This window comes from Thermostichus sp. MS-CIW-38, from assembly GCF_054058415.1.
The window spans coordinates 25,408-39,706 of record NZ_JBSSAH010000007.1; the positions used below are offsets into that span (position 1 = coordinate 25,408).

Annotated in this window: 11 protein-coding genes; 5 read left to right on the plus strand and 6 right to left on the minus strand. The window is 58.0% G+C overall.

The features are described from left to right. Nucleotides 1-25 precede the first annotated feature (25 nt). Both atpA and ACVWXZ_RS04175 read left to right on the plus strand, forming a co-directional pair. Nucleotides 26-1,546 (plus strand): F0F1 ATP synthase subunit alpha, encoded by a 1,521-nt coding sequence (gene atpA, locus ACVWXZ_RS04170; protein WP_011434218.1) that lies wholly within the window; start codon nucleotides 26-28, stop codon nucleotides 1,544-1,546. Nucleotides 1,547-1,607: 61 nt separating this feature from the next. Next, nucleotides 1,608-2,552 carry a F0F1 ATP synthase subunit gamma gene (locus ACVWXZ_RS04175; RefSeq protein WP_414330493.1) on the plus strand — a complete coding sequence of 315 codons (945 nt, stop codon included), beginning with the start codon at nucleotides 1,608-1,610 and terminating at the stop codon, nucleotides 2,550-2,552. A gap of 5 nt (nucleotides 2,553-2,557) precedes the next feature. Here ACVWXZ_RS04175 and ACVWXZ_RS04180 read toward each other — a convergent pair whose 3' ends face one another. From ACVWXZ_RS04180 to ACVWXZ_RS04190, 3 genes are all read right to left on the minus strand, one after another. Continuing rightward, nucleotides 2,558-4,258, minus strand: coding sequence for an ABC transporter permease (locus ACVWXZ_RS04180; RefSeq protein WP_414416571.1), 1,701 nt, complete (start codon nucleotides 4,256-4,258; stop codon nucleotides 2,558-2,560). Nucleotides 4,259-4,351: 93 nt separating this feature from the next. Then, nucleotides 4,352-5,620 carry an esterase-like activity of phytase family protein gene (locus ACVWXZ_RS04185; RefSeq protein ID WP_457439734.1) on the minus strand — a complete coding sequence of 423 codons (1,269 nt, stop codon included), beginning with the start codon at nucleotides 5,618-5,620 and terminating at the stop codon, nucleotides 4,352-4,354. Nucleotides 5,621-5,793: 173 nt separating this feature from the next. Continuing rightward, nucleotides 5,794-6,840, minus strand: coding sequence for a Fe(3+) ABC transporter substrate-binding protein (locus ACVWXZ_RS04190; RefSeq protein WP_457403029.1), 1,047 nt, complete (start codon nucleotides 6,838-6,840; stop codon nucleotides 5,794-5,796). Between the two features lie 457 nt (nucleotides 6,841-7,297). Here ACVWXZ_RS04190 and ACVWXZ_RS04195 point away from each other — a divergent pair, with 457 nt between their 5' ends. Further along, nucleotides 7,298-9,478, plus strand: coding sequence for an NAD-binding protein (locus ACVWXZ_RS04195; protein ID WP_457403028.1), 2,181 nt, complete (start codon nucleotides 7,298-7,300; stop codon nucleotides 9,476-9,478). Nucleotides 9,479-9,631: 153 nt separating this feature from the next. Continuing rightward, nucleotides 9,632-10,873 carry an RNA-guided endonuclease InsQ/TnpB family protein gene (locus tag ACVWXZ_RS04200; protein ID WP_457403027.1) on the plus strand — a complete coding sequence of 414 codons (1,242 nt, stop codon included), beginning with the start codon at nucleotides 9,632-9,634 and terminating at the stop codon, nucleotides 10,871-10,873. 18 nt (nucleotides 10,874-10,891) lie between these two features. Here ACVWXZ_RS04200 and ACVWXZ_RS04205 read toward each other — a convergent pair whose 3' ends face one another. The 3 genes from ACVWXZ_RS04205 to accD form a co-directional block, all read right to left on the minus strand. Beyond that, on the minus strand, nucleotides 10,892-11,596 hold the full coding sequence (locus ACVWXZ_RS04205; RefSeq protein WP_414415895.1) for a class I SAM-dependent methyltransferase: 705 nt from the start codon (nucleotides 11,594-11,596) through the stop codon (nucleotides 10,892-10,894). Nucleotides 11,597-11,697: 101 nt separating this feature from the next. Further along, nucleotides 11,698-12,093 (minus strand): STAS domain-containing protein, encoded by a 396-nt coding sequence (locus tag ACVWXZ_RS04210; protein ID WP_457403025.1) that lies wholly within the window; start codon nucleotides 12,091-12,093, stop codon nucleotides 11,698-11,700. Between the two features lie 239 nt (nucleotides 12,094-12,332). Further along, nucleotides 12,333-13,277, minus strand: a complete 945-nt coding sequence (accD, locus tag ACVWXZ_RS04215; protein WP_457482196.1) for an acetyl-CoA carboxylase, carboxyltransferase subunit beta — start codon at nucleotides 13,275-13,277, stop codon at nucleotides 12,333-12,335. A gap of 124 nt (nucleotides 13,278-13,401) precedes the next feature. Between accD and ACVWXZ_RS04220 the strand changes: the two genes are divergently transcribed. Beyond that, nucleotides 13,402-14,268 (plus strand): tRNA (5-methylaminomethyl-2-thiouridine)(34)-methyltransferase MnmD, encoded by an 867-nt coding sequence (locus ACVWXZ_RS04220; RefSeq protein ID WP_457482197.1) that lies wholly within the window; start codon nucleotides 13,402-13,404, stop codon nucleotides 14,266-14,268. Nucleotides 14,269-14,299 lie beyond the last annotated feature (31 nt).

Sequence of the window (14,299 nt, forward strand, 5' to 3'; positions counted from 1 at the left end):
CTTCCCATTACTTGAGAGGACTGCTATGCCTACCATTCGCCCAGACGAGATTAGCACCATCATCAAACAGCAGATTGAGCAGTACAACCAGGAGATGCAGGTCTCCAACGTGGGGACAGTTCTGCAGGTGGGGGATGGCATTGCCCGCATCTACGGTTTGGATAAGGTGATGGCCAGCGAGCTGCTGGAATTTGAGGATGGCACCACCGGTATTGCCCTCAACCTGGAAGAAGACAACATCGGTGCCGTGCTGATCGGCTCCGGGCGGAATATCCAAGAGGGATCCACTGTCAAATCCACGGGCAAGATTGCCAGCATCCCGGTGGGAGAAGCCCTCTTGGGCCGCGTGGTGGATCCCCTGTGCAACCCCCTCGACGGCAAAGGCCCGATCCAGTGTACGGAGTCCCGCCTGATCGAATCTCCGGCACCTGGCATTGTCGATCGCCGCTCTGTGTACGAGCCCCTGCAAACCGGCATTACCGCCATCGATGCCCTGATCCCCATCGGGCGGGGGCAGCGGGAGCTGATCATCGGCGACCGCCAAACCGGCAAGACCACCGTTGCTGTGGACACAATCCTGAACCAAAAAGGGCAGGATGTGATCTGCATTTACGTGGCCATTGGTCAGAAGCAGAGCACCATCGCCCAGGTGGTGGGCATCCTGACCGAGCGAGGGGCCATGGACTACAGCATTGTGGTGGCTGCCGGCGCCGATAGTCCAGCTCCGTTGCAGTGGCTGGCCCCCTACTGTGGCGCCACCATTGCCGAATACTTCATGTACCAGGGCAAACACACCCTGGTGGTCTATGACGATCTCTCCAAGCAGGCGGTGGCCTATCGGCAAATGTCACTGCTGCTGCGCCGTCCACCCGGTCGAGAAGCCTATCCTGGGGATGTGTTCTACCTGCACTCGCGGCTATTGGAGCGAGCCGCCAAGCTGAGCAGCCAACTGGGAGAGGGATCCATGACGGCACTGCCGATCGTGGAAACCCAGGCCAATGACGTGTCGGCCTACATTCCCACCAATGTTATCTCCATCACCGATGGGCAGATCTTCTTGGAATCGGATCTGTTTAATGCCGGCATCCGCCCGGCCATCAACGTCGGGATTTCCGTCAGCCGCGTCGGCTCGGCAGCTCAGACCAAGGCGATGAAAAAGGTGGCTGGCTCCATCAAGGTGGAACTGGCGCAATACCGCGATCTGGAGGCCTTTGCCCAATTTGCCTCTGACCTGGATGAGGCCACCCAAAAGCAGTTGGCCCGCGGCCAACGGCTGCAGGAGTTGCTGAAGCAGCCACAGTACTCTCCCCTGTCTCTGGATCAGCAGGTGGCCATTATCTATGCGGGGACGCGAGGCTATTTGGATGACATTCCGGTGGAGAAGGTCTCCAGCTTCAAACAGGGCCTTTTGGCTTACCTGGGCACCACCCATCCCAAGTATGGCGAGATTGTCCTCTCCACCAAGCAACTCACCGACGAGGCAGAAGAAATCTTGAAAACGGCCATCACAGAGTTCAAGCAGAGCTTCGTGGCCAAGGCGGCCTAGGGTGACGCGGATCTCTCCTGGCCCGGATCCCTGTCGACCACCAAAATAGAGGGAGTAGGTTATGGCAAACCTCAAGCGCATCCGCGATCGCATCAAGGCGGTGAAAAACACCCGCAAAATCACCGAGGCCATGCGGCTGGTGGCAGCAGCCCGAGTGCGCCGCGCCCAAGAGCAAGTGATGGCCACCCGTCCCTTTGCCGACCGACTGGCCCAGGTTTTCTATCGGCTGCAAACTCGGCTGCGGCTGGAAGATGTCAACTTGCCTCTGCTGAAGCAGCGCCCCATCCAGACGGTGGGGCTGTTGGTGGTGGCCGGGGATCGGGGCTTGTGCGGAGCCTACAACGCCAACGTGATTAAGCGCACCGAGGAGCGGGTTCGCGAGCTGCAGGAGACAGGGCAGCAGGTGCAGCTTTACCTGGTGGGCCGCAAGGCGGTGCAGTATTTCCAGCGGCGCTCCGCTCCCATCGCCAAGACCTACGTGAATTTGTCGCAGATCCCCACGGCGGCTGAGGCTGCCCAGATTGGGGATCAGCTCCTCTCGGCCTTCTTGTCGGAGAAGGTGGACAAGGTAGAGCTGCTCTATACCCGCTTTGTCTCTTTGATCAGCTCCCGTCCGGTGGTGCAATCCCTGTTGCCCCTCGATCCGTCGCGGTTGGCCACTCAAGACGATGAAATTTTTCGTCTTTTGGTGCGGGGCGGAGAGTTTACTGTCGAGCGCAGCAAAGTCATCGCAGCGGTCTCGGCCCCACCTCAGGACATGATCTTTGAGCAGGATCCCGTGCAGATTTTGGATGCACTGCTGCCGCTGTACCTGAACAACCAGTTGCTACGGGCCTTGCAGGAGGCGGCGGCCAGCGAATTGGCAGCTCGCATGACGGCCATGAACAACGCCAGCGACAATGCCAGCGAGCTCATTCGCACGCTGGGTCTTGCCTACAACAAAGCTCGCCAGGCGGCTATTACCCAGGAGATCCTGGAGGTGGTGGCCGGAGCGGAGGCCTTGTAGGGTTCTCAAAGGAGATCCCCTGAGGAGCCGAGGTTGCGTTGCCGCGCCATCTGGGAGTTGAGCAGAACCACCGGCAAAATCCCCACTAAGACAATGGCCAAAGCCGGTGCCCCTGCCTCCGCGAGACGCTCATCGGCTGCCAAGCGGTAGGTTTGCACCGCCAAGGTGTCGAAGTTGAAGGGCCGCAGCACCATCGTGGCCGGCAGCTCCTTCATCACATCCACAAATACCAGCAGCATAGCCCCCAAGAGGCCACCCCTCATCAAGGGCAAATGCACCTGCCACAGGGTGCCCAGGGATCCCTGTCCCAGGCTGCGGGCCGCTTCATCCAAACTGGGGGGAATGCGCAGCAGCGTGGCCTCGACGGTGGCCAAAGCCACGGCCAAAAACCGCACCAGGTAGCCGAACACCAAAGCCGTGAGGGTGCCACTGATCACCAGGCCAGGTGGCTGTTGCAGCACCACCTGCCGCAGGTAGCTCAGCAGTTGATCCAACCACCCTAGGGGAATCAGAACCCCCACTGCAATCACCACCCCAGGCAGCGCATAGCCCAGAGAAGACAACTGCACTGCCAGCCGCAGGCCCCACGGGGATCCCGCCCGTCCTAGCCCCTGCATGCGCAGCCCGTACAGCACCACCACCGACACGGAAACAGCAATGATAGCCGTGATGGTGGATAGCCAAAAGCTGTTCTGGGCGTAGCTCCAAAAGCGGCGACCCAACTCCCCCTGCCGCAGGGTCATGTGGAGCAGGATCAAGGCCGGCACGACGAAGCCCAGCCCAATTGGGATCCCACAGGCTAGCCAAGCCCCCACCGCCCGGATCCCTTGTAGGCGGTAACGGGTTGGGGTGGGTTTGAACCCTTGGCGATAGTAGCGCGCCCGCCGGCGGGAGACCTGCTCCATCGTTATCAGCAGCAACACCAGCAGCAACAGCAGCGCCGAAAGCTGAGCCGCCGCCACCGGATTGCCCAGGGCCGTCCAGGTGCGGTAGATGCCGGTTGTAAAGGTATCTACCCCGAAATAGCTGACGGTGCCGAAATCGTTGAGGGTTTCCATCAAGGCCAGCAGACAGCCGGCCACGATCCCCGGTCGGGCCAGCGGCAAAGCCACCTTGAAAAAGCTGGCCCAAGGCCCGTAGCCCAAGGAGCGGCTTACCTCTAAGCAGGCCACCGATTGCTCCTGAAAGGCCAGCCGGGCCGAGAGGTAAACATAGGGATAGAGGGTGAGGATCAGCAGCAGGATCGCCCCCCACAACGAGCGAATGTTAGGGAACCAGTAGTCGCCGATCCCCCAACCTGTTACCCGCCGCAGCCAGATCTGGAAACCGCCGGTTACCTGCAAAAAATCGGTGTAGGCGTAGGCCAACACATAGGTGGGGGCCGCCAGGGGCAGCACCAACATCCACTCCAGCCAGGCCCGCCCCCAAAACTGACACATGGTCACCAGCCAGGCAGTGCCACTGCCCACCAGGATGACCCCCGCCGCCACCCCTGCCATCATCACCAGGCTATTGCGCACATAAAGCCCCAAGACCGTATCGGCCAGGTGCTCCCAAACCTGCCGCTCGTCCGCAAAAAGGCTGAGCAACACCGTAAGGACAGGAACGAGAATGAGACCGCTGAGGGTCAGAGTCAGAAGCGCCCAGCCGTTCAGAGGAAAGAAGCCACTTCCCGGCAGAGATTTGCTCAACAACTTCAACCTCATCTCTTTGTCCATCTCAACAGGCGGGAGCTACCTCTTGAGCAACTCCTGGGGAAGAAAAGGGGATCCTCCAGGGATCCCCAACCAAGTTTTCTCTCAAAACAAGCTCTTGGGCAGCTTAACGAAATAAACGATGTTCTCGTCTTGCTTGTTACCAAGGTAAGGCATAGTTTTTTCTTGAACCGCGCCCTTTTCCGAGACGATGCCAAAGTCGTCGTCGTTAACTATCGCTAGGGTAGTTGAGTTGAGAATGGCCAACCCCTCGGGCTTGTCGTGGGGATAATTGGGGATCGACATAATGTCAAATACTTCTTCTTTGGAAACGGGCTTGATCCCCGCTGCAATGATTTCCTCTTGGGTTAACTGCTCCAGAGTCTTGCCGTTAACCAGCAGGCCATTTGGACCAGGATCAAAGACATCCGTGGCAGCGGCAGTATCGATTTTGTAGATCTTCTTCGTAGCCTCTTTGTCCTCTCCCGGCGTTTTGCCATCCCGTTCGAGAACCAGGAAGGTTGTGTCGGTAATGGCGACAATTTCGCTAACAGCGGTGCCAGTTCCCTCTAAAGGATAGAGGTATTCTTTGAACTTGCCCGTGGCCAGTTCATAGAAGAGTATCCTGCAAACAGTTGCGGTCTTTTGAACATCTTTGTTGGGGTTCAAAAGCGGAGACTGCATGATGCCGACCAAGTATTTCTGATCGGGCGTCAGAGTTAGCCCCTCCATGCCGCGATTGGGGCGCCGATTTTTGTAAACTTCTGGAAGCTTTTTGCCGCCAACTCCACTTCCAAAAGGATTTAGCCACTCGATGGCCTTGCCATTGGAATCAAAATGGATCAAGTGAGGTCCGTATTCGTCGGCAACCCAAAAGCTTCCATCTTTGGCCACCGCGATCCCCTCTGGATCGATACCTTTGGGATCCGGCGCAAGCTGCTTGCCGCTGAGATCGTAGGCATTCTCTCCCGTTCCCCCCGAGTCAGATGGATTGGGGATCCCGGTGAGATTTTTGCCTGTCTCGTCTTGCAGCAGGATGACCCTGTCCAACTTGAAGCCCTTGCCGTCCAAAGACAATCTGGCAACTTGAGGGGTAAAGTCTGGCTTAGGGAAAATCTTGTCGTTTGACTCAGCTCCATCAATATTGGGACCGCGATCGGTGAGCACATAAAAATATTGGCCATCAAAGGCAAGGCCAGAGCCAAACCCACCATTGTAGATTTTGACGCCGTTTTCTGTGGTCAAAAGCAGATCCCGCTTTGGAACAGGAGCCTTTTCGGGAAGGTTTTCAATTGCCTTTGCCGGGCTATTGGTGTAGAAAGAAGTTAAAGAAAGCAGGAGCAAGAACAAGCCTGCTGTTCGCAGTTGTTTCATTTGGCAAACCTCCAGAAGCTTTTGAAAAAGAAAGACAGGACGCCTGAGCGGCCTCGAACGGAAGCAACGCCGTCCTAGAGTATCGACGCTTGGCCAAGAACCGTCAAGCTGCTTAACGTTCACGGCGTCAAGCAATGAAAGGCTGCACTCAGGGCCTGTCCTGGAGGCCTGATCTACTTCCAACCGGCCCGATCCATTACCTTCAGGGCATCAGGGGTGACGCGGCCAATGCTGGCGGCGTTGATCGTATCTTCCTTAAAGGTGCCAAAGCTGGCCACCACCGAGTCGATCTCAGCCCCGGGCAGTACCGGGTACTCATTGTTGCTCTGGGCAAAAATGGCCTGCGCCTCTGGCCCGGAGAGAAACTCCAAAAATTGGATGGCCGCGTCTTTGTTGGGAGCTGTTTTCAGAATGCCGGCCCCGCTGATGTTGACGTGGGTGCCACGATCCTGCTGGTTGGGGAAGAAGACGCCGATTTTCTCGGCTACGGCGCGCTCTTCTGGATTGTCGGATTTGATCAAACGCGGCAAATAGTAGGTGTTGGCCAAAGCCACGTCTCCCACCCCGGCGGCCACGGCCTTGATCTGATCCGTGTCTCCCCCTTCCGGCGGACGGGCAAAGTTGGCCACCAAGCCCCGGGCCCATTGCTCCGTTTCCGGGATCCCGTGGGCCAAGATGATCGAGGCCGTCAAGGATTGGCTGTAAACGTTGCTGGAGGAGCGGGTGAGCACCTTGCCCCGCCATTTGGGGTTTGCCAAGTCCTCATAGGTGGACAACTCCTTGGGATCCACCTTGTCTTTGTTGTACATGATCACCCGCGCCCGCTTGGTGAGGCCAAACCAGTACCCCTCTGGATCCCGCAGATACTCGGGAATATTTTTGGAGAGCGTCTCGGACTGGATGGGCTGAAACAGGCCCTCGTTCTGAGCGCGCCACAACCGGGCAATATCCACTGTCATGAAGATGTCGGCGGGGCTGTTGGATCCCTCGCTGCGGATGCGCTGGACGATCTCATCGGCGTTGCCCTGCACCCAATTCACGGTAATGCCCGTTTTCTGCTTGAAAAGTTCGTACAATTTCTCGTCTGTGCCGTAGTGCCGCGAGGTGTAGAGGTTCACTTCCCGATTGGCGCCATGGGCCGGACGCAGAAGAGACCCTGCTGCCAGAGCCGCAGAACCTAGCGTGGCTCCACTGACAAATTGCCGTCGCGATAAGCGCATACCCAACTCCTAAGTTCAAAAACATCTCAAGAGACACAGCTCCACCGGCCAGGCTCTCTCTGAGAAAGCACCGGAAAGCCAAGCCCAAAGGACAAAGACAGTCCCCGCAAGCCTCACTCTGTTGGCTCTTATCTTGGGCCAACCTTATTGAGACTTTTATTCAAGAACTTTGCCTTGAGGAAATGATAGGAGATCTCAAGTACCAGGTCAAGCTCTTGGGAGTTGTTCTCACTTCTCACCCTTTGGGATGAAACTGGGTGGCTTCCCCTTGTCCTCGACAGCGCCTGAGATGGCCAGCAACGCAGCCGGTCTTGTTGAGCAACGGGTCTCTACCCAGGGCTTTGCGGTCAGCGGTATTGACAGCACTCGCGAAAGCTGAAGAGGCTTCGGGTATAAAGGGAGCAGGGTAGATGACAGAGCTATGGTGAGCTCCCTTTCGAGATCGCCTCATGCACAGGTGCAAGAGAATAGCAGGGATCCAGGTGTCTCTATCCTGGTCTGCGGCTACAACGATTTGGTGGAGCTCACTCTCCAAGCCCTAGAAGCTTTTGGACATCGCGCTGTAGTAGTTGCTCCCGATCTGCCCCCTCATTTGGAAGAGCAGTGGCAATACCTACAGGCGGATCCCCGCCAGCCGGGGGTGTTGCAGCGGGCTGGGATCGAGCGGATTAGGGTGGCGCTGCTCCTGGAGGACAGCGACCAAGCCAATTTCGAGCTGGCTTTGCTGATTCGAGATCTCAATCCACAGGTGCGTGTCGTCTCCCGTCTGTTCAACCACAGCCTTGCCCGCTATCTCGACTCGGCTTTGCCGCAGCATTTTTCCCTATCGGTGGCGGCTTTGGCTGCCCCGGCTTTTGCCCTTAAGGCCGTTTCCGACGAATTTGTTGGCTACTTTGAGCTGCCCCAGCTGGAAGCCCAGCCGGCCACGCTTCCGCCAGAGCTGGCAGATCCGGCTTACTTTGTCTCAGACCGAGAGACCACCCTCTGGAACGTGGTAGAGCTGACCATCGGATACAACTCCCGCCTGCTGCATATGCCCCTCTCGGAGCTGGAGGAAACTTTTGGGGCGCGGGTGCTGTTTCATTACCCGGTGGATGGGCTTTCTAACTTTTCCAAACAGCGAGTTTTCGACGACTTTGACCACGAGGCAGAGCTGCTGGAGGGGGATCGCGTTTTGGTCATTTGCGATCCCAGAGCCTACCTGCAACTGTTGGAACGCAACGGGCGACGGGGCTCCTCACGGGCACAGCGCTGGGCCAGCGGCCAGATGCAGGACAAGCGACAACAACGGCAAGGCAGGTCGTTGGGGCGGGGATCCCTTGGGTCTTGGCTGCGCAGAGGAGTGCAGGGACTCCTACAGGTCAAGCCCATCGTGCGCACCCTCACCTTCACCTTGGGGGTCATGCTGGTGCTGGGGGTGATCAACTTCAGGATGATCGGCAAACCCCTCATCGAGGGGCTTTTGCTGACGATCGTGGTGCTGACAGGGGGCTACGGGGATATTGAGGCTTTTCAACAGCCGGAAACACCGCTGGGGGTGAAGGTGCTGGCGGTGATGATGACCTTGGTGGGGGCTGCCCTGGTGGGGTTGATTTACGGCTTGGTGACCGACAAATTGGTGAGCAGTCGCTTTGGCTTGGGTCGGGCTGCCCGTATGCCCAAAGAGGATCATGTGGTGATCGCAGGGTTGGGGCGGCTGAGCTATTTGGTGCTGCAGTTGTTGCGGCAGATGGGCTACGAGGTGGTGGTGGTGGATCCCAATAGCGAGAACCCTCTCTTGGAGGCAGCGGAACGGGAGGGAGCGGTGGTGGTTCGTGGGGATTATGCCCTGGCAAGCACGCTGCAGCAGGCTCGCATTCAAGGCAGCCGCTGCCTGATCTGCACCACCCCTGACGATCTCACCAACCTGGAGACGGCCCTGACGGCCCACAGCCTGCAGCCGGGGATCCGCACCATTTTGCGGGTTACCGATCCCGAATTGGCGGCTCGCATGCAGCGCCACATGCAGACCCTGGGGATCAGCTACAGCGCTACCGGGTTGGGGGCACGGGCTTTTGCCACAGCAGCACTGGTGGGATCCGTCTACGGCACTCTGGCTTGGCAAGGGGAAACTCTGCTGGTGACGCTGCTGGAGGTCTCGGCCGATTGCCACTACCTGGGGCTATCCTTGCGCCAACTGGCCCAGGACTATGACCTGGTGATCTTGCTGCATCGCTCCCGACCGGGGAAACCCTGTGTTTTTCCCAAGATCTGGCAAAAAGAGGGCAAGACCCTGTTGAAAGAAGGCGATCAACTCTATGTGATGGGAACGGTGGAATCCCTGATTCGCTTAACCCAAGGACGGCCTCTTCCCCCAGAGCTGTATCAGGTGCGCCTCCTAGAGTATCGCAACCCCTATTTTGAAGAGGAGATCCTCTCGGCTTTATCGTTCTACGCACGCCTGCCCAAAACGGCCCTGAAACCCCTATTGGGCTGTCTGCCGGCGGTGGTGAGCCCACCCCTTCCCCGCGACAAGGCAATCAAGTTAGCCCGCCAACTGCGCAAGATGAGCACTGAAGTGCAGGTGTTTGCCCAGGCGCAGCCTGCCCATTGGATCCCTGCAGCCATGAACGAAAACAGCGAGAGTAATCTGAATTGATTTGGACACTGTTCTGTTTATTGGTCTATTCTGCACTCCGTAGTCCAAAACATCTCGTTATGGGCAGTTGGACATTCAGCTAGAAATCGCAGGAGCCCCGCACTGTACCCGTAGGGTCAGTGTCGGGAGGAATGCGGAAGTTATGATAGAACCATGACCCAAGTCCTGACCGTCTCCTGCAAGCTCAAGGTAGCCCAGTCGCAAGCCGCAAAGTTGGATGCGACAATGGATGCCTTTGTGCAGGCGTTGAACTGGGTCAACCAAAACACACCAGAAAAAGTAGTCAACGCAGTCAAACTCCAGTCCCTTTGCTATTACCAGATTCGCGCTCGGTTTGGCTTGTCCAGTAACTTGGCAAGGACTACGTCCCGCTTACGCGACCAGCAGGTCTGCAGACGGCTGGCCGGCGCCCGTAAAGTTGCCCAACAGAAAAACCGCCCCGTCAAAGCGTTCAAAGGGGGCTTCGCTACCTACGACGCTCGTATCTTTTCGTTCCGCGAGAAAGACTGGACGGTGTCGCTGACCACGGTGGAGGGTCGGGAGCGCTTTGAGCTGGCGATTGGCCGCTACCAGAGAGAACGGCTGGCGGGCTCCAATCCCAAATCTGCCACTCTGGTCAAGCGTAAAGACGGCTCCTACTCTATTCAGATCTGTGTGGAAGCGGAGCCATCCCCACCGCAACGCACGGGTAGAGTGCTGGGGGTGGACTTGGGGAGGACGGATATTGCCCATACGTCAGACGGGGACAATTGGAATGGACAGCAGTTGAACAGAGTCCGCGACCACTACTCCCGGTTGAGGGCGGTACTCCAACGCAAAGCCAGTAAGGGCACACGCAGTTCGCGGCGCAGATGCAGAGAACTGTTGCAACGGCTGTCTGGCAAGGAAAGACGCTTTCAGTCGCGTCAGCGTTGCGTAGCAAAAACGTGGGTCAATCATCGCATCTCCAAAGCTATTGTCTCTAGGGCAAAAGCTACCAACAGCGCTATCGCTCTGGAAGACCTGACAGGGATCCGAGAAAGGGTCAATCAACAGCCACGCAGCAAAGCCGAGCGGCGCAGGGCCAACAGTTGGGCGTTCTACCAGCTACGCCAGTTTCTGGAATACAAGGCGAGAGTTGCAGGGGTTTCTCTGGTTCTTGTGCCGCCTGCTTACACGTCACAGACCTGCCACAAATGCCTGCACGTCCATCCCGACCCTGCGCAATCCTACCGCAGTGGAAAGAAGTTTAAGTGTGGGCACTGTGGATGGGAAGGGGATGCGGATTTGAATGGTGCGAATGTGATTGCGCTCTTGGGGGCTGTCGTAAACCAGCCTAGAGGTTCGGGCCTGTTTTGTTCTCTGGTAGGGCAGAGCAGGCTCAGGGCTACTGAAAGCCCGCTCCGTACCGCTTAGCGGTCGGAGCCGGGTAGTTTACGAGATAGGCTTTTCGGCTGCAAGTCGCACAAAGCGATTTTGGTTGTAGAGCTGCTGAGCCACCACTGCGAAACCCACCTTCTCCAGCAACCACACCAGGTCTTCGGCGCTGAAGCGATTGTGCTCGTAGAAGTGGGTAAACTGATCCAGCAGCGTTTCCAAAGGCGTGTCCGACTGGAAGAGTTGGGCCTCTGTATCGGCATCGAAGTAGAGGCTGAGCGGGGCGCGCACCCAATCCACCAGCAAAAATCGCCCCCCCGGCTTGAGTAGACGCAACACCTCCTGCAACAAGCGCAAGGGCTGCACCATCTCGTGCAACACCACCACTGCCTGAGCTGCATCGATGCTGTTGGCCGCAAGCGGCAAGTGAGGGTCGTGCAGGTCGGCCTGCAGCAGCTGGATTCCAGGGATCCCCTTCAAATCTGCCGCCGCTCGCTCCAACATGTAGGGCATCACATCCACCCCGATGAAGTGTCCTCCGGGATAGCGTTGCGCCCACTGACCCAGAGCAAACCCCGGCCCGGTTCCCAGATCCAACAAGCGCGGTGCAGGAGGCAGACAGGGCTCGATGTGCATCTGCCAGAACTGCCAAAACGCCTCGTTAAAGCGCCCAGGAGCCGTCGCCACCATGCGCTCGCAGAAGCTGGGGCCACGGTGGTGCTGGTAGAGAAGCTGAAAGGTATCGAGGCCGGTCTGGGGCATGGCTGAAGATTGTTGAGAAAATTGCTAGAGGGATCACCAGAATTCGCTGATGGGCTGAAAAGAGCATCGGGGGATCCCCAAAAGTAAGGCCTAATGTCGGCCTAACGAGCAGTGGGAGCGCTGGAAAAGTTGGCAATGCCGGTCTCCAGGTCGCTAAAGCAGGTCAATACCTTTTCCATAGAGGTGAGGTTGAGGACGAGGGCCACATTTTCCGGCACGCAACAGAGGCTGAGGTTGCCCCCAGCAGTACGGCACTTGCGCAAAGCCGAGATCAACACCCCCAGCCCAGAGCTGTCCATAAAAGTGACCGACGACATATCGATCAACATATTGGTGTAACCGAAATCTAAAACCTGCTGGAGCAATTGCCGAACTTCTGAGGCGGCCTTGGCATCAAAACGACCCTCCAGCGGCACAATCGCCAGTTTTTGCCCTTGTGGAGTCTCAGCAGTACGGATGCGCAGCTTGAAATCCATCGTTTCCAGTGAAGACCTCATGCCCCACCTTAACACCATCCGCTACCGCCCACCAGGAAATCTTGTGAAGATCCCCAGGGACAGCGCGGCTCCCTCCAAAAACATCTGCCCTCTCGCCCCCAGCTCCTCTCCCAACAAGCCAGAGGGAAGCCGTGTAAACCCATGAAGTAAGAGCCGCCCCAGAGCTTAGCAGGAACTCCATCCCCCGCAGGGAAGGGATCCCGCCTCGGCCACAAATTCCGCATCTTAGGCGGATCTACCTACAGCATAGGTTGCAGGGTTAAAGCCTCCGAGTCTATGGAGGGAAGGGACATGTGCAAACGGGGACGGTGCATAGAGAGCAACTGGGCCAGCCGCTTGCGCAGCTCAGTACGGGGCACAATCGCGTCGATGAGCCCTTGGGCCAGCAGGTACTCGGCGGTTTGGAAGCCTTCTGGCAGCTTGCCCTTGCCGATGGTTTGCTCGATTACGTTGGGCCCGGCAAACCCCACCTGCGCGCCCGGCTCGGCCAGGATCAAATCTCCCAGCATGGCAAAGCTGGCAGTTACCCCGCCATAGGTGGGATGGGTGAGCACGGAGATGAACAATTGTCCGGCGTCGCGGTGCCTTTGTAGGGCGGCTGAGGTCTTGGCCATCTGCATGAGGCTGAGGATCCCTTCCTGCATGCGGGCTCCCCCCGAAGCCGAAAAGAGGATCAAGGGCAGGTGATCGCAGGTGGCCCGTTCCGTGAGGCGGGCGATCTTCTCTCCCACCACCGAGCCCATGCTGCCGCCCATAAAGCGAAAGTCCATCACCCCAATCGCCACCGGGATCCCTTCCAGACTCCCCAGCCCTGTGGCGATGGCATCCTTGAGCTGAGTGCGCTCCTGATAAGAGGCCAGGCGCTCGGAGTAGGGCTTTTGGTCGAAAAAGTGCAGGGGATCCGTGGGAGCCAGGTGTTCGTCCAGGGGCTGCCAGGATCCGGGATCCAAAAGCTGTTCCAGCCGCTCTGGAGCTGTAATGCGATGGTGATGCCCACAGCTAGGGCAGACTTGCCAGTTTTGCTGCAGATCCTTGGTGTAGGTCAGAGTGTCACAGGCAGGACACTTTTGCCAGAGGCCGTCGGCAATCTCTCTTACCTGACGCTCTTTGTCGAAGGGGCTGCTACCTGTCAGGTTTAGAGAGGTTTGTCTGCGCCGCTCCGCAAACCAATCCAGTAGAGACATAGCTGTTGAAATATCCTCCCCACTCAGGGATGTCGAGAGCCCTGCCGGTGAGCTGCGAAACACATCTCAACGTTCTCAAGCTATCAAAGAATCGCCCGACTGAAAATAGAGACAACAGCAGGCAATGGAGACTCGGTGGCAGGTGCTGACCACAGGGGATGGATCCCTGACCTTTTTCTCGGAAGAGTTTGGACAGGCTTTTCACAACGTCAGTGGTGCCGCTCAGGAGGCTCTGGAGAAGTTTGTCCGCCCTTGCCGGCTGGATCGGCTGCCTTTGGAGCGGGATCCCGACCAGCCCATTCGCCTTTTGGATATTTGCTTTGGCTTGGGCTACAACTCCGGCCTTGCCCTAGAAACCATTTGGCAAATCCGGCCCCACTGTTCTGTAGAAGTAATCGGCCTAGAGCGATCCCCGGAAGTGCCTCGCCAGGCTTGGCAGGCGGGGGTGGGATCCGACTGGAGCTTTGGGCAAGAATGGCAACACTGGATTGAACAGGGATCCTGGCAATCGGAGCGCTGGCGCGGAACGCTGCTGTGGGGCGATGCCCGGCAAACGGTGTTGCAGGTGCCGCTGGGGTGGGCAGATGCGGTGTTTTTGGATCCCTTCTCGCCTTCTGTTTGCCCAGAGCTGTGGACGGTGGATTTCCTGCGGGCCGTGGCTGAACGGATGCGACCAACCGGCATTTTGGCCACCTATTCCTGTGCAGCGGCGGTGCGAGCGGCTCTGTTGGAAGCAGGGCTTTTCATCGGCTCTACCCCCCCGGTAGGTCGTCCTTGGCCGGGGACAGTGGCCTCGCCCCAACCTGACCACCTGCCGCCTCTTTCCCCCATGGAGTGGGAGCACCTGAAAACTCGCGCTGCCGTGCCCTACCGGGATCCCACCTTGAAAGGAGATAGAGCGCAAATCCGTCTGCAACGCCAACGGGAACAGCAGGGATCCCCTTTGGAGCCCACTTCTGCTTGGAAACGCCGCTGGCCTGTGCAAGCCTAGAGAGTGGCGTTGCCGGAGTTCAGATCTGGAC